This is a genomic window from Providencia sp. PROV032 (assembly GCF_028484875.1).
Taxonomy (GTDB): domain Bacteria; phylum Pseudomonadota; class Gammaproteobacteria; order Enterobacterales; family Enterobacteriaceae; genus Providencia; species Providencia rettgeri_E.
In genome coordinates, this window is sequence record NZ_JAMPSX010000026.1 from 64496 (window position 1) to 85236 (window position 20741).

At 42.6% G+C, this 20741-nt stretch carries 19 protein-coding genes and 1 pseudogene; 8 read left to right on the top strand and 12 right to left on the bottom strand.

Going from position 1 to position 20741, the window contains the following annotated elements; translation table 11 throughout:
- Window positions 1-2: 2 nt before the first annotated feature.
- Window positions 3-602, top strand: coding sequence for a tetracycline resistance transcriptional repressor TetR (gene tetR, locus PSF42_RS16550; protein WP_272680385.1), 600 nt, complete (start codon window positions 3-5; stop codon window positions 600-602).
- A 76-nt stretch (window positions 603-678) separates the two neighbouring features.
- Here the strand turns inward: tetR and frdD are convergent, their stop codons facing one another.
- The 4 genes from frdD to frdA are packed head-to-tail and all read right to left on the bottom strand — an operon-like array spanning window position 679 to window position 3981.
- Window positions 679-1032 (bottom strand): fumarate reductase subunit FrdD, encoded by a 354-nt coding sequence (gene frdD / locus PSF42_RS16555; protein ID WP_248467094.1) that lies wholly within the window; start codon window positions 1030-1032, stop codon window positions 679-681.
- 15 nt (window positions 1033-1047) lie between these two features.
- The gene (gene frdC, locus PSF42_RS16560; protein ID WP_109911650.1) at window positions 1048-1443 is read right to left on the bottom strand and encodes a fumarate reductase subunit FrdC; all 396 of its coding nucleotides are present in this window, start codon (window positions 1441-1443) and stop codon (window positions 1048-1050) included.
- Window positions 1444-1457: 14 nt separating this feature from the next.
- Window positions 1458-2192 (bottom strand): succinate dehydrogenase/fumarate reductase iron-sulfur subunit, encoded by a 735-nt coding sequence (locus tag PSF42_RS16565; RefSeq protein WP_004258616.1) that lies wholly within the window; start codon window positions 2190-2192, stop codon window positions 1458-1460.
- Complete coding sequence (frdA, locus tag PSF42_RS16570; RefSeq protein ID WP_272680378.1) at window positions 2185-3981, bottom strand: fumarate reductase (quinol) flavoprotein subunit; 1797 nt, start codon at window positions 3979-3981, stop codon at window positions 2185-2187. Before frdA ends, PSF42_RS16565 begins: the two co-directional genes overlap by 8 nt.
- Before the next feature lie 799 nt (window positions 3982-4780).
- Between frdA and epmA the strand changes: the two genes are divergently transcribed.
- On the top strand, window positions 4781-5758 hold the full coding sequence (epmA, locus tag PSF42_RS16575; protein WP_272680379.1) for an elongation factor P--(R)-beta-lysine ligase: 978 nt from the start codon (window positions 4781-4783) through the stop codon (window positions 5756-5758).
- 62 nt (window positions 5759-5820) lie between these two features.
- On the opposite strand, the gene glpQ is transcribed toward epmA, so the two are convergent.
- Window positions 5821-6894: a glycerophosphodiester phosphodiesterase gene (gene glpQ / locus PSF42_RS16580; RefSeq protein WP_125890493.1), complete on the bottom strand. Its 1074-nt coding sequence runs from the start codon at window positions 6892-6894 to the stop codon at window positions 5821-5823.
- A 103-nt stretch (window positions 6895-6997) separates the two neighbouring features.
- Window positions 6998-8347 carry a glycerol-3-phosphate transporter gene (glpT, locus tag PSF42_RS16585; RefSeq protein WP_036958039.1) on the bottom strand — a complete coding sequence of 450 codons (1350 nt, stop codon included), beginning with the start codon at window positions 8345-8347 and terminating at the stop codon, window positions 6998-7000.
- 436 nt (window positions 8348-8783) lie between these two features.
- On the opposite strand from glpT, the gene glpA reads away from it, so the two are divergent.
- From glpA to glpC, 3 genes are read left to right on the top strand one after another with little or no spacing between them, the layout of a single operon-like run.
- Window positions 8784-10439, top strand: a complete 1656-nt coding sequence (glpA, locus tag PSF42_RS16590; RefSeq protein ID WP_125890492.1) for an anaerobic glycerol-3-phosphate dehydrogenase subunit A — start codon at window positions 8784-8786, stop codon at window positions 10437-10439.
- The gene (gene glpB, locus PSF42_RS16595; protein ID WP_125890491.1) at window positions 10429-11724 is read left to right on the top strand and encodes a glycerol-3-phosphate dehydrogenase subunit GlpB; all 1296 of its coding nucleotides are present in this window, start codon (window positions 10429-10431) and stop codon (window positions 11722-11724) included. Before glpA ends, glpB begins: the two co-directional genes overlap by 11 nt.
- The gene (gene glpC / locus PSF42_RS16600; protein ID WP_272680380.1) at window positions 11721-12914 is read left to right on the top strand and encodes an anaerobic glycerol-3-phosphate dehydrogenase subunit GlpC; all 1194 of its coding nucleotides are present in this window, start codon (window positions 11721-11723) and stop codon (window positions 12912-12914) included. Before glpB ends, glpC begins: the two co-directional genes overlap by 4 nt.
- A gap of 94 nt (window positions 12915-13008) precedes the next feature.
- On the opposite strand, the gene PSF42_RS16605 is transcribed toward glpC, so the two are convergent.
- Entirely contained in the window at window positions 13009-13677 is a 669-nt protein-coding gene (locus PSF42_RS16605; protein ID WP_125890489.1) for a 7-cyano-7-deazaguanine/7-aminomethyl-7-deazaguanine transporter, read from the bottom strand.
- A 168-nt stretch (window positions 13678-13845) separates the two neighbouring features.
- Between PSF42_RS16605 and tusA the strand changes: the two genes are divergently transcribed.
- Window positions 13846-14094 (top strand): sulfurtransferase TusA, encoded by a 249-nt coding sequence (gene tusA / locus PSF42_RS16610; protein ID WP_125890488.1) that lies wholly within the window; start codon window positions 13846-13848, stop codon window positions 14092-14094.
- A 52-nt stretch (window positions 14095-14146) separates the two neighbouring features.
- On the opposite strand, the gene PSF42_RS16615 is transcribed toward tusA, so the two are convergent.
- From PSF42_RS16615 to PSF42_RS16625, 3 genes are all read right to left on the bottom strand, one after another.
- Window positions 14147-15097, bottom strand: coding sequence for an Rpn family recombination-promoting nuclease/putative transposase (locus tag PSF42_RS16615; protein WP_272680381.1), 951 nt, complete (start codon window positions 15095-15097; stop codon window positions 14147-14149).
- A 229-nt stretch (window positions 15098-15326) separates the two neighbouring features.
- Window positions 15327-17738, bottom strand: coding sequence for a zinc/cadmium/mercury/lead-transporting ATPase (locus PSF42_RS16620; protein ID WP_272680382.1), 2412 nt, complete (start codon window positions 17736-17738; stop codon window positions 15327-15329).
- A gap of 161 nt (window positions 17739-17899) precedes the next feature.
- On the bottom strand, window positions 17900-18529 hold the full coding sequence (locus PSF42_RS16625) for a lysoplasmalogenase (protein WP_125890485.1): 630 nt from the start codon (window positions 18527-18529) through the stop codon (window positions 17900-17902).
- 152 nt (window positions 18530-18681) lie between these two features.
- Here PSF42_RS16625 and PSF42_RS16630 point away from each other — a divergent pair, with 152 nt between their 5' ends.
- Window positions 18682-19032 carry a DUF2500 domain-containing protein gene (locus tag PSF42_RS16630; protein WP_125890484.1) on the top strand — a complete coding sequence of 117 codons (351 nt, stop codon included), beginning with the start codon at window positions 18682-18684 and terminating at the stop codon, window positions 19030-19032.
- 6 nt (window positions 19033-19038) lie between these two features.
- Here PSF42_RS16630 and PSF42_RS16635 read toward each other — a convergent pair whose 3' ends face one another.
- Together PSF42_RS16635 and rsmD are read right to left on the bottom strand one after the other, a co-directional pair.
- Entirely contained in the window at window positions 19039-19335 is a 297-nt protein-coding gene (locus tag PSF42_RS16635; RefSeq protein WP_213914273.1) for a DUF1145 family protein, read from the bottom strand.
- 11 nt (window positions 19336-19346) lie between these two features.
- The gene (gene rsmD / locus PSF42_RS16640) at window positions 19347-19928 is read right to left on the bottom strand and encodes a 16S rRNA (guanine(966)-N(2))-methyltransferase (RefSeq protein WP_272680383.1); all 582 of its coding nucleotides are present in this window, start codon (window positions 19926-19928) and stop codon (window positions 19347-19349) included.
- Between the two features lie 276 nt (window positions 19929-20204).
- Between rsmD and PSF42_RS16645 the strand changes: the two are divergent.
- Window positions 20205-20741 (top strand): annotated as a pseudogene (locus PSF42_RS16645) (signal recognition particle-docking protein FtsY); the annotation flags it as partial.

Consider the following 20741-nt stretch of genomic DNA (forward strand, 5'->3'; position numbering starts at 1 on the left):
TGATGGCAAGGTTAGATAGAGAAACCATTATTAGTGCTGCATTAGACTTGCTGAATGAAGTGGGGATGGAAGGGCTGACAACTCGAAAATTGGCTCAAAAACTGGGCGTTGAGCAGCCTACACTGTATTGGCATGTGAAGAATAAGCGCACGTTGTTGGATGCATTATCGGTTGAAATGCTAAAACGGCACCATGACCACCCATTACCAGCCCAAGGGGAAACGTGGCAGGAATTTTTGCGTCATAACGCATTAAGTTTTCGCCGTGCCTTGCTTCGCTATCGTGATGGGGCAAAGGTACATCTGGGGACTCGCCCTAGTTCAGAGCAATATGCTACTGTGGAAAAACAATTACAGTTTATGGTCGATAACGGTTTTTCATTACAAAACGGTTTATATGCAATTAGCGCGGTGGGGCATTTTACGTTAGGTTCGGTGCTAGAACAGCAAGAACATATTGCCGCAATCAGTGAGCGGGATGTAGAACAAGATAGCTCAATGCCATTGTTATTAAAGCAGGCGATACACATCATAGATAGTGATGATGGAACGGCAGCTTTCTTATTCGGTTTAGAATCACTTATTCGAGGCTTTAAGCAGTAGTTTTTAAGCTTTAAAAAAGAAAAGGTATGGCCATTGCTGCCATACCTTGTATTAAAATAATGTGTGATTGAATTATTTACAGTGTGAATACACCGATAATTGCAATAACGCTGATGATTGCTGAGCCGCCATAGAAAACCCATTTTGTCGCTGGGACATGGATTTTAAAGTCGTGCAACGTATGGTGGATACGGTGCATACCACACCATACTGGCAAAATAATCATCAATAATAAGAAAATACGGCCGATAAAGCTTTGGCTAAATGCCATAATGCGCTCATAGCTCAGCATTTCTGGTGCAACACCCAGCGGAATTAAAATTCCTAACAGAATGATGATAGCAGGGCCAATCACGGCACTCCACATACCACCTGCACCAAATAACCCCCAGAAAATCGGCTCATCGGAACGTTTAGGCGTTAGATTCATCAGATTCTCCTTAGATTAAAATAACAATGCGATTGCTAAGATTGCCGCAGTTACAACAATCGTGAGTGCCCAGAAGCCTTTAACGATAGGCTCCTCTGACATTTTCTTATCTTTTACAATAATACTGACGGCTTTTGGTGCAAGTTTGAACCACGTTGTGGTGTGCAATAGCGTTGCTGCCAAAGTAATAATGTTAATGATAAGGATGATTGGGTTACTTAAGAACCCAACAAAACCCGCCCATGATTCAGGGCCACTTTTCAGTGCAAATACCCCATATAGGACTAAAATACTGAACCAAACTTGAAGGACTGAAGTACTTTCACGCATGATGTAAAAGCGATAAAAACCCAGCTTTTGCCACCAATCGCCCTTCATTTCCCTAACATAGGGTTTACGTTTCGTTGTCATGACTTCAATTCTCCTTATCGTGGCTTCAGCATGGCGATAACAAAGTCTTGCGCACTGGCAACTTTACCTTGTTGGATCGCGCCCGCAGGGTCGACATGCTTAGGACAGACTTCAGAGCAGTAGCCTACAAACGTACAGCTCCAGACACCATTGTCACCGTTTAACAAGGTCATGCGTTCTTTCGCACCATGGTCTCGGTTATCTAAATTGTAGCGCTCTGCCAATGTGATCGCGGCTGGGCCGATGAACTCTGGGTTCAGTCCAAATTGTGGGCAAGCTGCATAGCACAGACCACAGTTGATACAGCCTGAAAATTGATGGTATTTCGCCATCTGGGCAGGCGTTTGCTTATTTGGGCCTTCAGAAGGTTTACGGTCATTACCAATAATGTACGGTTTGATCGCCTCTAAACGCTCAATAAAGTGTGTCATATCAACAACAAGGTCGCGCTCGATTGGGAAGTTACCTAATGGCTCAACTTTCATGCCTTGCGGGTATTCGCGCAGGAATGTTTTACAAGCCAGTTTAGGCACTTTATCCACCATCATGCCACAAGAACCACAAATCGCCATACGACAGGACCAGCGGTAAGACAGGTCTGGAGCGAGGTTATCTTTGATATAGCCTAACGCATCTAACAAAGAAGTTTGCTCGTCGTAAGGGACATCATACGTCACCAAATGGGGCTCACTATCCGTTTCCGGATTGTAACGCATGATCTCCATTTTTAGGTGTTTCATATCATCCATTAGCTTGCTCCTTCTTCGCCTTATCTTGAGCTTCAGCTTCGGCACCGTAAACACGTTTAGCTGGCTGAGATTTCGTGATTTTTACGTCACTGTATTCTAAACGAGGGGAGCCCTCTGGGTTATAGAATGCCAAAGTATGTTTAAGGAAATTAACATCATCACGCTCAGTACAGCCTTCATCGAGACGTTGGTGTGCACCACGTGATTCTTTACGGTTGATTGCAGAGTGAGCCATACATTCCGCCACATCAAGGCCAAAGCCTAACTCAATGGTGTACAGTAGGTCAGTGTTAAAGACGCTGCTATGGTCGGTAATTTCGACGTGTTTAAAGCGTTCTTTCAGTTCAGCAATTTTATCAACGGTTTTTTGCATTAATTCAGGAGTACGGTAGATACCGCAGCCTTCTTCCATTGAAATACCCATTTCGTCACGGATTTTCGACCAGCTCTCTTTCCCTTTTTGGTTCATGAGTTTTTGTAGGTCATTTTCGATATCTTTGGTACGGGCTTCAATAGCACTAGCATTTGCAGGTGTTGCTTCAGCAGCATGGCGAGCGGCTTCTTCACCTGCCAGACGACCAAATACAACTAATTCAGCTAATGAGTTAGAACCTAAACGGTTTGCACCGTGCAAGCCAACAGAGGAACACTCACCGACTGCAAACAGGCCTTTGATACGTGTTTCTGTGCGTTGATCCGTTTCGATACCACCCATGGTGTAGTGAGCGGTTGGGCGAACAGGAATCGGGTCTGTTACTGGGTCAACCCCCACATAGGCTTTCGCCAGCTCACAAATAAATGGTAAACGCTCATGCAGTTTTTCTGCGCCAAGGTGGCGAAGATCTAAGTAAACAACATCACCGCGGTGGGTACTGATAGTGCGGCCTGCACGCCATTCGTGCCAGAACGCTTGGGAAACTTTGTCACGCGGACCCAGTTCCATATATTTGTTTTCAGGTTTGCCCAGTGGCGTTTCAGGGCCCATTCCGTAGTCTTGCAGATAGCGATAGCCATCTTTATTGACAAGGATCCCGCCCTCACCACGACAACCTTCGGTCATTAAGATACCAGAACCAGGAAGACCTGTTGGGTGATACTGAACGAATTCCATATCACGCAGCGGCACGCCATGGCGGAATGCGATACCCATACCATCACCGGTTACAATACCGCCATTGGTGTTGTAGCGATAAACGCGTCCAGCACCGCCAGTTGCCATCACGATGGCATTAGCACGGATCTGGACTTTTGTTCCTTCCATCATATTTAACGCGACAAGACCACGGACTTGGCCTTCATCAACAATGATATCGAGAACAAAATGTTCGTCAAAACGTTGAATTTGTGGATATTTTAATGAAGTTTGGAACAGGGTGTGGAGCATGTGGAAGCCTGTTTTATCGGCTGCAAACCAAGTCCGCTCAATTTTCATCCCACCAAAGCGGCGAACGTTAACTGAACCATCTGGTTTACGGCTCCACGGGCAGCCCCATAGCTCTAGTTGGGTCATTTCTGTTGGGCAATGTTCGACGAAATAATCGACAACATCTTGCTCACACAGCCAGTCTCCACCAGCAACAGTATCATTAAAATGATAGTCATAGGAGTCATGAGCCTGAGTAACTGCTGCTGATCCCCCCTCTGCGGCCACAGTGTGACTACGCATTGGGTATACTTTTGAGACCAGAGCAATCTTGATATTGGGATTTGCTTCAGCGGCAGCAATTGCTGCACGTAAGCCTGCGCCCCCGGCCCCGATAATCGCTAAATCGGCATTGAAGGTTTGCACTGCGCTTCTCCATTGTTCAAGTGTAAAATTGATAAATTCTTTTAAATACTTTTGATAATTAGCTATGTCATTTTCAGTTCAACTTAAAGCTAAACTACGAAATATCTGTTTTTTAATAGTAAATAATATAATAGCTAATAATGACTTATCATGCTGTGAATTATAGCGAATAGTACTCAAGATAAATTTGATATAGAGGGGGGTTTTGGCCAAATTTAGCAATAAAGTGTGAGGTAGATCTTCTTTTTGTAAATTGTTTTTATATTACTCGATTTTGTAGGTGGTTAACATCGAATAAAAAGGAATTTCAAATGATTATCATTAAATTCACAGGGAGTTTTAGTGTATAAAACCAAGTGGATTAGTCGGGTTTTATCAATAATAAGTGAATAATACTATTATTATAGCTGAAGAGTTTAATTCATATTGAATGCTAATTTGCGAGGAGTCTCACTATTTATTTTTAGAATAAATTTATTTTCTAAGCGAAAATTTTAAAATAGATTGAGAAAGCGAATCGTTTCGTTTTTTTAGTAACAGTTATGTCACATAACATAAGAAATAATCATGTTTTAGGCGGTTTTATTTACGTCTTCCCATCAGTCTATGTAAAGCTAAAAGCAAAGGCTTTGCCTAATCGTATAAAGCAAGGGATAATCAGGCTATCCCTACTTACTCATTATGTCGACAGTCACAAGCGCTGACGCTCAGATAAATGCGCTTTATCAGTGTAAATGCATTGTGTGTTGCAAGTGAGGTGGGTACACTGCACGACTAAGTTTATTTTGGAGTCATCTTAATGAGTGATATAGCGAATTGGCAGCCAACCGCCCCCATCGCTAACCTGTTACAGCGCGCAAAAATAGTTGCGGAAATCAGACGTTTTTTTACTGATCGCTGTGTACTTGAAGTCGAAACCCCCGCAATGAGTCAGGCAACAGTCACTGACATTCATCTTGTTCCATTTGAAACGCGTTTTGTGGGGCCAGGTGCGGCACAAGGCATTAATTTATATTTAATGACTAGCCCTGAATACCACATGAAACGTTTATTAGCTGCAGGTAGTGGTCCTATCTATCAGCTAGGTCGCAGCTTTAGAAATGAAGAAGCAGGGCGGCATCATAACCCTGAATTTACCATGTTAGAGTGGTATCGCCCGCATTTTGATATGTATCGTTTGATTAATGAAGTGGATGACTTACTGCAACAAGTTTTAGAATGTGAGAGCGCAGAGCTACTTTCATACCAGCAAGCGTTTTTACGCTATTTGGATATTGACCCATTATCTGCTGAGAAAAGTGAATTACGTGAAGTTGCAGCGCGCTTAGATTTAAGCAATATCGCTGATAACGAAGAAGATAAAGACACTTTATTGCAGTTATTGTTTACCATGGGGGTTGAGCCTCATATTGGTAAAGAAAAGCCCGCTGTTGTGTATCATTTTCCTGCAACCCAAGCTTCTCTTGCTGTAATCAGTACCGAAGATCACCGAGTCGCCGAGCGTTTTGAGGTGTATTTCAAAGGGATGGAGCTGGCGAATGGCTTTCACGAGCTAACTGATGCCAGTGAGCAACGTCAGCGATTTGAACAAGACAACCGTAAGCGTGCGGCAATGGGGCTACCGACAGCACCTATTGATGAGCATTTACTTGCGGCTTTAGAGCATGGTCTACCCGATTGTTCGGGGGTCGCTGTTGGGGTGGATAGGCTGATTATGATTGCTTTAAATGCAGGCAAAATCAGTGATGTGATCGCATTCCCTGTCACTATCGCTTAACTAAGGCGTCCAACTTGAAGAAAATGCAGCCAAATGGCTGCATTCTTATTTGGTGCAGAAAACTATTTTTGTTTCTGTTGTTCTAAGAACTTAACCCCTAAGTCAGGGAAGTCGGTGAAGGCCCCATCGACATCGGCTTGGTTATAAATGATGTCATAAAGCTGTTGCCCATCTTTGGCGTATTTTGGCAGCTTATCAACACGGATAGTGAACGGATGAACCGCCATTTTGTTGTCATGGGCTTCTTTGACCATACCATTCACTTTGATATTGGTAGGTGTAGATTCTTCATTAATTAGCATATGATAATCAGGACCAATACCATCGGCATAGGTCGCAATTTCTTTCATGGCACCGGGTTTCATCATCCAATCATAATTGTAATTAACCCAAGTTCCGTCAGGTTTTTGCTCTTGAGTCTCATTCCAATCGGTGTAAGCAATCAATTGAATTAATTTAAGATCCATTCCCATTTCTGGCATCAAGGTATTTTTGATACGTTTTAGGTCATTAGGGTCAAATGACTGTAGATAAACGTTGGAATCCTTGGTGGTGTAGCCATACTCTTTAAGGACTTCGAGTGTTTTCTTGGTGATATCTTTGCCTTCTTGTAAGTGGAACCAAGGGGCTTTAATTTCTGGGTAGATACCAATATTTTTACCCGTTGATTTGTTTAGTCCTTGAACAAATTCAATCTCTTCTTGGAAGGTATGAACGCGGAAGTCTGATTTGCCCATTGGGAAGCGGTTCGGATAGCTTTGCACTTTTTTACCATCAACAATATCAAATCCTTCTGTAAAATTGAGTGATTTGATTTCATCAAGGGTAAAGTCAATCGCATAGTAACGGCCATCTTTACGGGCGCGATCAGGGAAACGTTCAGCAACATCTGTCACGCGATCGAGATAATGGTCATGTAAGACCACGAGCTCGTTATCTTTCGTCATAACTAAATCTTGCTCAAGAAAATCAGCACCTTGTGCGTAAGCCATTGCTTTTGCAGGTAGGGTATGTTCCGGTAAGTAACCACTTGCACCACGATGTGCAATGACAACTTTACTTGAAGCTTGAGCTACAGCAGACACTGACATCACTAAAACCATACTAGCCACCAATGTTTTTAATGGAAAGCTCATGATTATATCTCCTTGGCACTTTATTTGGGTAAAAAAATGGGCTACATCATTTTTTGATATAGCCCACGAGTCTAGCGATTAACAATGAACATTTGATGAATGTTTATTGTGAGTTTGCTAATTCACGTTTATGTTTGCTTTCGCTCAACATGACGATAAACAGTAGAACAACCGCTAATGCTGAACCACCGATCATGACAGCGAAGCCACCGTCCCAACCGAAGTAGTCTACGGTATAACCAACGATAGCACTTGCTGCGACAGAACCACCGAGGTAGCCGAACAAGCCTGTAAATCCTGCGGCAGTACCTGCTGCTTTTTTCGGTGCAAGTTCAAGGGCGTGCAAACCAATCAACATAACAGGACCATAGATTAGGAAACCGATGATCAACATACATGCCATATCAACATTTGGGTTACCCGCTGGGTTCATCCAGAACACGATAGTTGCAATGGTTACCAGAACCATGAAGAACACACCAGTGGCTCCACGGTTACCACGGAAGACTTTATCCGACATCCAACCACACAGTAACGTACCTGGGATACCTGCGTATTCATATAAGAAGTAAGCCCATGAAGATTTGTCCATTGCGAAGTGTTTAACTTCACGCAGGTAAGTTGGAGACCAGTCCAAAACACCATAACGCAGTAAGTAAACGAACACGTTCGCAATCGCAATCATCCATAATAGTTTGTTAGGGAAAACATACTTCATGAAGATTTCTTTTGCGGTTAACTCTTGCTCATCTGATGCTTTATAGTCAGTTGGATAGTCGTTTTTGTACTCTTCAATTGGAGGAAGACCACAAGATTGCGGAGTGTCGCGCATTAACGCAAATGCAATGATTGCAACTAGAATAGCAGCCAATGCAGGCATATACAGCGCAGCTTTCCAGTCGTTAAACCATGCCATACCTAACATGAACAGTAATGGCGGGATACCACCACCGACGTTGTGCGCACAGTTCCAAACCGAAACGATACCGCCACGTTCTTTTTGTGACCACCAGTGAACCATGGTACGTCCACAAGGAGGCCAACCCATACCTTGGAACCAACCACAAAGGAACAGTAATACGAACATGACCATGATGCTTGATGTTGCCCATGGTACGAAGCCCATGATTAACATCACTGCGGAGGCGAGAATCAAACCTGCGGGTAAGAAATAGCGCGGATTTGCACGGTCGGAAAACGACCCCATGATAAATTTAGAAAATCCGTAAGCAATTGAGATCCCTGATAATGCAAAACCAAGGTCACCTTTAGAGAAACCTTGTTCAACAAGATATGGCATCGCTAACGCAAAGTTCTTTCGGACTAGATAATACGCTGCGTAACCAAAGAAAATACCCATGAAGATCTGCCAACGAAGCTTACGATAGACAGGATCTATCTTATCCGCTGGCAGCCTCTCTATATGAGGTGCTGGTTTAAAAATGCTTAACATATACGCCTCCGATGGCATGCTAATTTTTATTTACACTTCCATTTCTCTATTTCAGAGAAATATTGAGTGTTTATTATTGGTGAAGTAACAAAAACGAAAATAATCGAGTAATTTAAGAGTCTTTGTTTTCTTAATTGCTCTAAATTGTAGTCGTTAAAAAACAATTTATCTGTAATCCAACGCACAATTATTGATTTTGTTTATGAAGTTGCATAGTAAATGACATTTGTGAATAGAATGGAACTGGAAATGTTAATTATTTTGTGATTCTCATCACGATTTTGTTCTTTTGAACACTAAATACGCATTAAATGCTTTCGTTTTTGTTCCTTATCAAACATTGATCGCGTTTCTGGACTATATTTAATAATAGATTATAAAAATAGAACCTATACTTATTTATTATAGAAACGTTTATTAATGTGAGGAATGCGACATGAATGGCTCATCTGTGACTGAAACGGATGTCATCATTATCGGTGGTGGCGCAACAGGTGCAGGAGTCGCTCGTGACTGCGCTCGCCGAGGTCTAAGAACCGTTTTACTCGAAAGGCATGATATTGCGACTGGCGCAACAGGTCGTAACCATGGATTATTGCATAGTGGCGCGCGTTATGCCGTCACCGATGGTGAATCTGCCAGAGAATGTATCGAAGAGAACAAAATTTTAAAGCGTATCGCACATCATTGTATTGAACGAACGGACGGTTTGTTTATTACTCTCCCTGAAGACAGCTTAGAATATCAGCAGCAATTCATTACGGCCTGCCAAGCGGCGGGTATTGATGCGACTGCGATTGACCCTAAAGAGGCAATTCGTCTTGAACCTTCTGTTAACCCACATCTCATCGGTGCGGTTCGTGTTCCTGATGGTACGGTTGACCCATTCCGTTTGACTGCGGCAAACATGTTAGATGCCAGAGAGCATGGCGCGAAAGTATTAACTTATCATGAAGTTATTGGCTTGATTCGTGATGGCGATACGGTACGTGGCGTGACGGTTTATGATCACCATGCTAAAAAACAATATGATATTTACGCAGAAATTGTCGTCAATGCAGGCGGGATCTGGGGACAAAAAATTGCAGAATATGGCGAACTAAAAATTAAAATGTTCCCTGCGAAAGGGGCATTATTAATTTTAGGTCACCGTTTGAACAACATGGTGATAAACCGCTGCCGTAAGCCTGCTGATGCTGATATTCTTGTGCCTGGCGACACCATTTCACTGATCGGTACCACATCCACGCACATTGAATATGACCAAATTGATAATATGTATGTCACCCCTGAAGAGGTGGATATTCTGATTCGTGAAGGTTCGATGCTGTCTCCTGCACTCGCGACAACGCGCATTCTACGTGCATATGCCGGTGTTCGGCCATTAGTTGCCAGTGATGATGATCCATCAGGGCGTAATGTCAGCCGCGGTATTGTGTTGTTAGACCATGCTAAACGCGATGGCTTAGAAGGGTTTATCACTATCACTGGTGGTAAGTTAATGACATATCGCCTGATGGCGGAATGGGCTACTGATAAAGTTTGTGAAAAATTAGGCCACAGTGCCAAATGTACAACAGCAGAAGCGCAACTACCGGGTTCGCAACATAGTGCAGAAGAAGCCTTACGCAATGTTGTTTCCATTCCAGCCCCTATTCGTGGCTCAGCGGTTTACCGCCATGGCGACAGGGCTTCTGCAATTCTCAGTGCGGATAGGCTCGATAAAAGTTTAGTTTGTGAGTGTGAAGCCGTTACTGCGGGTGAAGTGCGCTATGCCGTTAATTCATTAACAGTCAATAATTTACTTGATTTAAGGCGCCGTACTCGTGTGGGGATGGGAACTTGCCAAGGTGAGCTATGTGCATGCCGCGCAGCTGGCTTACTCAACCGTTTTAATGTCACAACGCCCCATGAAACAGAGCAGCAATTAAGTCACTTCCTGAATGAACGTTGGAAAGGTGTACGTCCAATTGCTTGGGGTGACGCATTGCGTGAAAGTGAATTTACCAGCTGGGTATATCACGGGTTATGTGGCATGAATGAAGCGACACTTGGTAAGGATGCACAGAAGGAGGCGGACAATGAAATATGATGTAGTAGTCATGGGCGGCGGTTTAGCTGGATTAATGAGCGGCATACGCTTAACCCAGTCTGGGCTATCTTGTGCAATAGTTAGCGCAGGGCAAAATGCATTGCATTTTTCATCAGGCTCCTTAGATTTATTAACTCATTTGCCTAATGGGGAAGTGGCTGAAAAACCATTAGAAATGCTTGATGCGTTAAAGGAACAGTCGCCAGCACACCCTTATAGTTTAATTGGAAAAACGCAGGTTACTGAGTTAGCGCATGTGGCTCAGTCGATATTGCAGCAAGCAGGTGTTCATTTAAAAGGTTCGTGCGAGGAAAATCACTATCGGATTACCCCTCTAGGCCATAAACGCATGACTTGGCTTAGTCCTAAATCGGTTCCAACTGTCGGCTTGCACCATAAAATGGATGCTAACAAAATCGCGGTGGTTGGTATCGAAGGTTTCTTGGATTTTCAACCCCAGATGGTGGCTGATGAGCTACAACGTGAAGGGCTACAAGCAACAGCTCACTACGTGCATTTACCCTTATTAGACAGACTAAGAGAAAACCCGAGCGAATTTAGAGCTATTAATGTTGCTCGTTGGTTAGATCGTCCAGAAAACATGACTCAAATGGTGGCTGAAATCTCTCCGTTGGTCGCAGATGCAGAAGCGATTTTCATGCCAGCGTGTATCGGACTCGACAGTGATGAACCTTTACAGGAGTTACAAAGGAGCTTAGGTAAGCCTATATTTTTATTGCCGACTCTTCCGCCTTCTTTATTGGGGATCCGTTTACACGAAATGTTATTGCGTCAGTTTCGGCGTCAAGGTGGCATAGTGATGCCAGGTGATAAAGTCACCGCGGTAAACTGTGTGGATGGCCGAATTGAATCTGTCCAGACTCGTAATCATGGTGATATCTCTTTAAAAGCTAAGCATTTTGTTCTGGCAACGGGGAGTTTTTTCAATAATGGATTGGTGGCAGAGTTCGATCGTGTGTATGAACCATTGATGCAATTGGACCTGTGTGAAATTTCAGAACGTGCAAAATGGACTAACAAAGAGTTTTTTGCTTCCCAACCGTATATGGCTTTTGGTGTGAAAACCGATGAAAAATTGCGCGCTCAAAAAGAGGGCAACGCTATTTCAAACCTTTATGTCGCCGGCGCTGTATTAGGCGGTTTTGACCCTCTCACCCAAGGTTGTGGGGCGGGGGTATCAATAATTAGCGCATTATATGCCGCTAATGAAATCATTAATGAACGGATTAAGAGTAAAGCCCAGCAGGTGGAGGTGGCACAATGAGTATTCAAGATGCAAGCTTTGAAAGCTGTATTAAATGCACGGTGTGTACCACTTACTGCCCGGTTGCAAAGGTCAATCCATTGTACCCTGGTCCTAAGCAAGCAGGACCTGATGGTGAGCGTTTGCGCTTAAAAGACCCAATGTTATATGACGAGGCACTTAAATATTGTACAAACTGCAAACGCTGTGAAGTGGCTTGCCCGTCGGATGTGAAAATTGGCGATATTATCGCTCGTGCGCGTAATACTTACAGCCAGCAAAAACCTAAAATTCGTGATGCAATTCTCAGCCATACTGATTTAATGGGGTCATTATCGACACCATTTGCACCCGTGGTGAATACCATTACAGGGTTAAAACCTGTACGTCAAATTCTTGATAAAGCTTTGAAAATTGACCATCGTCGAGAATTACCAAAATATTCATTTGGGACCTTCCGTCGTTGGTACTCTAAGCAGGCTGCGGAGCAAGCTAAATACGAAGAGCAAGTTGCGTTCTTCCATGGTTGCTATGTGAATTATAACCACCCTCAATTAGGTAAAGACTTAATTAAAGTCTTCAATGGGATGAACATTGGCGTTCAATTACTGAAACGCGAAAAGTGTTGTGGTGTGGCGTTAATTGCCAATGGCTTTATGAAACAGGCAAAACGTCAAGCAAATGTGAACTTAGAGTCGTTGCAAGAAACTATCCTTGAAAAACATGTGCCTGTTGTTGCAACTTCATCAACCTGTACATTTACCATCCGTGATGAATATACGCATGTCCTTGATGTTGATACTTCCGCAATGAGGGATAACATCGAGCTTGCAACACGTTATATCTATCGTTTACTGGAAGAAGGTCGTGAACTTAAACTGAAACATACGCCTTTAAAAGTGGCTTATCACACACCATGCCATATGGAAAAAATGGGCTGGACTTCCTACACATTAGAGTTAATTAAGCGTGTACCCGGCGTTGAACTGATTGTGTTGGATTCACAATGTTGTGGTATCGCAGGAACCTATGGTTTCAAAAAAGAAAACTATGAAGTCTCTCAAGGTATTGGTGCAGGGTTATTTCGCCAAATTGAAGAAAGTGGCGCGGATATGGTGATCACAGACTGCGAGACTTGTAAGTGGCAGATTGAGATGTCGACGAGTAAGAAGTGTGAGCACCCGATTTCACTTCTAGCAAAAGCTTTGTGATCTATTACTTATCAAATTGTAGGGTTGTTATTTTTTGTTTTAGCTCAGTTAAACTTATTTTGGAGATAGCATTTAGCTATCTCCTTTTTTGTTTTTAGTGTTGATTGACTAACTGTTTTTTATCTGAGTTTGCAAAGAAATATTTCAAAATAAAATTCAAAAGTACACCGTAAGCTGGTAAGAAAAATAGCATACAAATAAGTAGTTTGAAGACATAGTCAACTAATGCAATCTCTACCCAGTTTGCGGCCATAAATGGGTCGCTACTACGGAAAAATGCGATAAAGAAGAATGCGATAGTATCAATTAAATTACCAAAGAACATGGCACAAGCAGGAGCCACATACCAACGTGCATTTTGACGTAATCGATTAAAAACACTGACATCTAATATTTGACCCAACACATAAGCCATAAAGCTTGCTGCGGCAATACGTGCGACAAATAAGTTAAACTCAGATAATGCGGTAAAGCCTTGCCATTCCCCTTGGAAAAATAGCGCTGAAATTACATAGGATATTAATAGTGCGGGTAGCATAACTGCAGTGATAATCTTACGTGCAAGCGGTGCGCCATAAATACGGACGGTTAAGTCAGTTGCTAAGAAAATAAATGGAAAAGTAAATGCGCCCCAAGTGGTATGGAAACCGAAAATATTAATCGGCAATTGCACTAGGTAGTTACTAGAAGTAATAATTAAAATATGAAATAACGAAAGCCAAATTAACGCAGTGGCTTTTTGCTGCGCAGTAAAATTAAACATATTGTACCTTTTTAGTGACAATGGGGTGAGGGAACCCATGAAATTCATCCCAACAGTTGGGAACTGCGCATAATACGCCTGTTGCGCAACAAAAGCAAAACAGTTCATTCATTGAATGTTATTTTATTATATAATCAATTTATTGTTCCCTTTTGGAAGTGTTTTTTAATGTCTGATTCTTTTGATAATGCCACTAAAACCCTTGACACACTTGGGTTGCGTTGCCCTGAGCCTGTTATGTTAGTGCGTAAAACGGTTCGTAATATGGCAGATGGGGAAACGTTGTTAATTATTGCGGATGACCCAGCAACCACACGCGACATTCCGGGCTTTTGCCGTTTTATGGAGCATGATTTATTAGCCGTAGAGGTTGATGATACCCCGTATCGTTATTTGTTGCGTAAAAAGTCGAGCTAGTAGTCATTAGCTAATTTCATTTTGTACGTTAATTCCTGCCAAGAAGTAGGGATTAACGTAGGTTTAATACTTCCTGATAGCTTAGCCCTGTAAGTTGACAGATAAGTTCAATACTTGTACCAAGTTGTAAGCCTTTAAGAGCAATTTCATGTTGTTTATTGTTTGCTCCGATATCAATGCCCCTATTTACACCGATATCAATGCCTCTATTTACACCGATATCAATGCCTTCTTGTAACCCTTGGTTTTTTAATCGTTGTGCGATGTTCATGATATCCTCTTGGTTATTTTCTAGTTGGTGTATAAGTTGATTGACCACTGTTTCAAAATGTGGTGAATCCATAGTAATAAATAAGTAATTGAAAATAGTAATTATATCATCACTATGATGATAGTTTCGATTCATCGCTTCAGCTAGTAATTGCGTAATTTTTTCTATGTTATCTCTTAGGTCTCTATGTTTCATAGCAAGTTCCATGACGGCAACTTTGCGATGGTTTACGAGCTCATTATCATCAATAACAGTAATATCGACGAGAGGAAATGGCTGACTGTATAAGTTTGACGCAATTTCAGGCCACGGAAAACAGTGTGTCCACGGCTGAGCATATGGGTAGGGGGTTATTTTCCCATGATAAAATAAAACTGGGACAACCAGTGGTAAATCGCGATGACCTTGTTGTAAGTGCTGATTCATGGCAAGGAACGCATAATGCATCATCCTCCAACCCATTAGTTTATCGGGTGTTGATTGATGTTCAACTAACATATAAATATACCCCTCACCTTGCTGTGTCTCGACAGTGTAGAGAACATCCGAAAGACGAGTACGTAGCTGATTATCAATGAAAGATGAATTTGTTATTGCTAATGTTTTGAAATCACATAATTGCTTAATATGGTTGGGTAAGTGAATATCAAAAAAATCACGTGCATTATCAATTTTGGACATAAACCCTTTAAATGCAGCATCATGCGGTGTTGAACTGTGATTTTTTACCATACTCAGAACCCACTAAACGTTATACCAAAATAGTCTATTGATAAAACGTATTTTAGCGAAAATTGAGGTTCGTGGAGAAAAAGTTAGTCCTAATTATTTAATTGAATTTGTATTTAACATATTGTAATACAGACGTTTATTGGAAGGGTTGCAAATGAAAAACGCCACTTAGCGTGGCGTTTAAATCAGTTGATTGAAACTAGATTGATTGAAGCCCTGTTAATTAAAGCTATTTTTTCACTTGGGGTAATTTAACGCGTAGTAGACGCACTGCATTTGCTGTGACGAGTGCTGTTGCACCTGAGTCAGCAAGTACAGCAACCCAAAGCCCGGTAATGCCTAATAAACTGGTCACGAGGAAGACCGCTTTTAGCCCCAAGGCAATCGCGATATTTTCACGAATGATTTTTCGCGTTGCACGAGAAAGCGCGATGATTTCAGCTAGCCCCGTTAAACGGTTATGGGTTAATGCGGCATCGGCGGTTTCTAACGCAACGTCCGTACCACTTCCCATGGCTACCCCGATACTGGAGGCTTTCATTGCCGGAGCGTCGTTAATGCCATCACCGACCATCATGGTGCTGTGGTTACGATTAAGTTCTATTACTGCAGTCACTTTATCTTCAGGTAATAAGCCAGCACGGAACTCCATGCCTAGTTGCCCTGCAATAGCACTCGCAGCACGAGGGTTATCACCCGTTAACATTACCGCATTAACGTTAAGCGCTTTAAGCATACTCATCGCATCCGACGCGTCACCACGTAGTGTATCTTGCAGCGCAGTTAAACCGATTACACTGTCATCTTCGAGTGTGACAACAACCGTTTTCCCTTCTGCTTCTAGAACATCGACCTTATTTTTCCATTCACTATTGAGTGGAGTATCAAGGCGGTTTGGTGCACTCACCAGTATACGTTTACTACCCAGTATGCCTTCGACGCCTTTTCCTGCTAACGCTTTACGGTCTTGAGCTTCAGTAATGCTCAGTGATAGCGACTCTGCTTTATTCACCACTGCTTTAGCGAGTGGGTGGTGAGAGCCAACCTCAACAGACGCCGTGATTTGAACTAATTCACTTTCTGTCATGCCTTTTACAGGAACAAGGTCAGTGACATGAGGTTTACCTTCCGTTAGTGTGCCTGTTTTATCTAAAGCAATTGTTGTGATTGTACCCAGTTGCTCAAGTGCTGCACCGCCTTTAATTAATGCACCGCGTCGTGTCGCCGTTGCGAGTGCAGAGGTGATGGCTGCAGGTGTCGAAATCACTAGAGCACAAGGGCAACCGATTAGTAACAGTGTTAAACCGCGGTAAATCCATGTTTCCCATGATGCATCAAAGAAAATGGGTGGAATAACAATCACTAATGCGGAAATCAGCATGATGATTGGTGTGTATACACGGCTAAAGCGATCAATAAAACGTTCTATTGGTGCGCGACGTTCTTCAGCTTCTTCAATGAGCTGTAAAATACGGTCGATGGCATTTTGGCCTTGCTCTGATACCACCTGCATTTGAACAGATCTATCGACAGATAAGCAACCTGCTGCCACTTTTTCGCCCGCATTGCGTTCTACAGGAACGGATTCACCTGTTAGCGCACTTTCATCAAAGCTAGCAAAACCTGAGAGTAATACGGCATCGGTCGGTAAACGCCCACCCGGAGCAATCTCAATAATGTCTCCTGGGCGTAATTGCGCAACAGGGATCGTCGATTTTTGCCCATCTTTGATTAAAACAGCATCTTCTGGAACCAATGCCATTAAGGCACTAACTCCTCGTCGGGCTCTACCAGCAGAATAAGACTCCAACATTTCGCCTAACATAAACAGTAAGATAACCATCGCGGCTTCTTCTGTTGCTTGAATGAAGATAGCGCCCACAGCGGCAACGGTCATCAAAGTTTCGATAGCAAAAGGTGAACCTGTACGCATTAAGCGGAGTGATTTACGTGCGATCGGATACAATCCAAACAGGGTTGTCAAAATAAAGGCGATGTTACCAATTTTTGGGCTGAATGATTCAATACCCCAGCTAATTGCCATCAAAATCGCTAATATAATGACAGGCTTAGCTTCACTGAGTAAGCTTTGTGGTGGCGCAATAGCCGCCGCACTGTTACCAGTCACTTCGAGCAATTCATAGCCAGCAGCTTCAACCGTGGAACGAACCGCTGCACTAATATCCGTATTGGCATCAACCACTAATTTTTCAGTAGCGAACAACACCTTAGCTTGTTTAACTTCACTAATTTGGCCGACTGCGGTTTCAATTTTATTGGCACAACTAGGGCAATCCATACCGCGAATAACCCAACTGAATCGTTGCCCTGCGGCTTGGGTTGGCTCAACGTCATTGATGATATTCGAGCTTAATCCACAACTATCACCGTGTTGGTGGCCATGGCCTGCATGGCTATGGTGCGTATCGTCTGTATCATGCTTATGGGGTGAATGGCATCCTTGATGCTGGTGAGATTCTTCATCGTCATCTGAGTGTTGCTTTGTATAGCCATGTTCGTGAGTATGTGAGTCATTACTCACTTCTTTGCTATTTTCTGTTATTACAGAAGAACAGGCCGCGCTACTTGAGCAGCAAGAACTGGTATGTACATGATTTTCTTTATGAGAGTGTGAGTGCATAAGCGCCCCCTTATCTAACAATAATTCGTTTCATTATTCATTGCAGATAAGTCTACACTCTGGAGTCTACTCCAGAGTCAAACTAAAAGAGGAGCTGCCAACTGATAAAATTTTCAAATAGCACTTTTTATCAATTGGCATGGTATTTACTAACCGAAGAGTTACAAATAAATGGCCCGGACAATAAAGAATTGCCCGATGAAATAGAGCGCAGCAACAACGGCTTTTGAAGCTTTAAATGGGATACGGAATCGAGCAATTAGCCATACGCAGTTAGAAAGAAAGAGGAGTGACGCACCAATCATGATTGAAAAATTGTATTCACGACCGAGACCAAAATATTGGTCGCCAGCAACCCATGCCATAATCATACACATTATTAATGATGCAAAAACAATGGCTTGAAGATTTTCAAGTTTACCCCAAATAAACACTAAAGTAATGGCAGCGACAATCAGAGGGGCGGCCAACCAAGGTAGATAGAGCCCAAAATTGAGTTGCATTCCGAAACTAATGGTATAAATCAAGTAACTCAAGAACATCAACGCAACGGAAGCTAGTAAGTGCTCACTTGAAAGCATACGAGACAGATCTGCGACGAGCGAGACTAGCAACCCCGCAAGAATGAGGTAATTCTGCAGGTTAAGATCGTCGGAACTCCAGCCCCAAAGTAATAAAAGTAGCAGTGTGATCGGGCGAAATAACCACCGTTGCCACCCGGGTCCTCGATAGGCGGCATCGACATATAACCAACCAGAAAAGAGTACTGCGAGGAATGGCCAACTAATCATATACACATCCTTATATGTTCAATGAATGACACGACAGTGATCCGGCAACTTATACTCGTTTATTTCAAGCTATTTAGAGTATAGAAATGTGTCCAGCTTAGTTAAATAAGATAAACTATAGCGACTGACTTTTTAAGTGAAAAGCATACATTATGAATAAGCCTATATTATTGATCATTGTTTTAGCAGTCATTGCTGTCCTAGCAACTAAGCGTTTTTTTGATCAACGCAAGCAAAATGAAATCAACGATAACGCCTTGCCTGTGAGTTACTTAGTCAAAGTTGATAGCAAAAAAGACTATCCATACCCAAATATGCGCTCTCGAGAGCGGGATGTTGTTTCTCCTGAAACTTTTCGCTATGAGATTCACTTTAAGACGCTATCAAGCGGCGAAATTATTAAAACCATTGTAACGGAAGAACAGTATCAAGGCGTTGAGCTTGGCCATGAGGGTAAGCTGATTATGCAAGGTACCCGCTTTATTCGTTTTGAGCCAGCTTAGCATAACTCATTCACCTGATTGTTTTTTCTTCGCTTCTTCTAAATCAGTTTTATTTTTTTTCTGCATCGCTAGCATTTCGAATACGCCAAAAAAGAAAATGCGCAGTTGAGCTAAACCCGATATTTTCTCGCCTTTTGGTAGGGTTGCTTTTAGGAAAATAGTTTGTAATGCGTGCATGAAAACCATAAAAACCATTGCAATATCCATAAAGTATTTCAATGGTTTAGGGAATGGATGGACAAGGTTAAAGACCATAAAGCCCCAAACGCAAATCATGAGTAGGCGCCCAATATTGATAAACATGTTTTTTGTTCCTAAAGTGAAGTCCGAATAAAAAGGCGATATGCGACTTGCCCCGCTATTTTTTCGCGATGAAGCTGCCAATTTGCCGGAATGTCAGTAAGTGGTGACTCCGCTTCTGACTCAACGTATATCCAGCTTTCTTCAGCTAACCATTGGTTTTTTTCTAACAATTGAATGGTTTCATTGAGCAGCCCCTTGCGAAAAGGTGGATCAATGAAAACCACATCAAAAGGGGTTCCAGCTTGGCTTAAAACAGCGAGGCTATTGTTCTGAATAATAGTTGCGTTATCAGCTTGTAAGCGAGCTTTGTTTTCAGTTAACAGTTGTGCGTTTTGTTTATCGAGCTCAATAAAAGTGACCGTTTCTGCAAAACGAGAAAGAGCTTCAAAGCCCAGTGAGCCACTTCCTGCGAAGCAATCTAAGCAACGCGCATCTCGAATAATTGGCATTAACCAGTTAAATAACGTTTCTTTAATTCTGTCTGTGGTTGGACGTAAGCCCTCACTATCACGAACTGGCAGCTTTCTTCCGCGCCATTTTCCACCAATAATACGAATTTGCCCTAAAGAGGGGGATTGTGGTTTTTTTGCCATAATGTTTATTGTTACTTAACGGGTTTATGTACTTAAATTTGATTGTTACTATTGTATACCTGTCAGGCGATAAGTTGCAGTGTTGTTATCTCTGATTGGTCATTTTTCAATTATAGAACTTCATTTTCACCGTTTTAACACGGAAATTCAGATTAAATTGGCAGGATTTTTCTTTCAGATATGTGTTGCTGAGCGATGAAATGGTAGACTGCATATAATTTTATTGCGATTTGATTATCGAGTGCCATATTTTTACCGCGAGGAGTGTAGTGGCAAATGGCTAAAGACAAGAAAAAAGGTTTTTTCTCATGGTTGGGGTTTGGGCGTAAAAATGAAGAAGAAACTCAGCAACAAGAAGCTCAACAGTATGATAATGATGTAGTCAAGGATGTTGAAAACAAATCACCCCATGAAACTGCGGTTGATGCCGCAACCGCCGAAGCGGAACGTCAAGCTCAAGCAGAGCAAGCCGCTATTAAAGCTGCTGAAGATGAAGCAGAGCGACAGTATGAAGCGCAGCAAGCTGCGATTGATGCAGCAACCGAGCAAGCAGAACGTGAGCGAAAAGCTAAATTAGCGGCGCTCCAAGCAGCTCAAGATCAAGCGGAACAAGCGCATCAGGAAGCCCAAGAGAAAATACTCGCGGAAGAAAAAGCAGAGCGTGAACGCCAAGAAACTGAAGCAATACGTATTGCCGAAGCAGAAATGGAACGTCAGCGTCAAGTTGAGTTAGCGGCGCTCCAGGCTGTAGAAGAAGCCGAAGAACAGCGTCGTCAAGCAGAGTTAGCTGCAATCCAAGCGGCAGAAGAACAA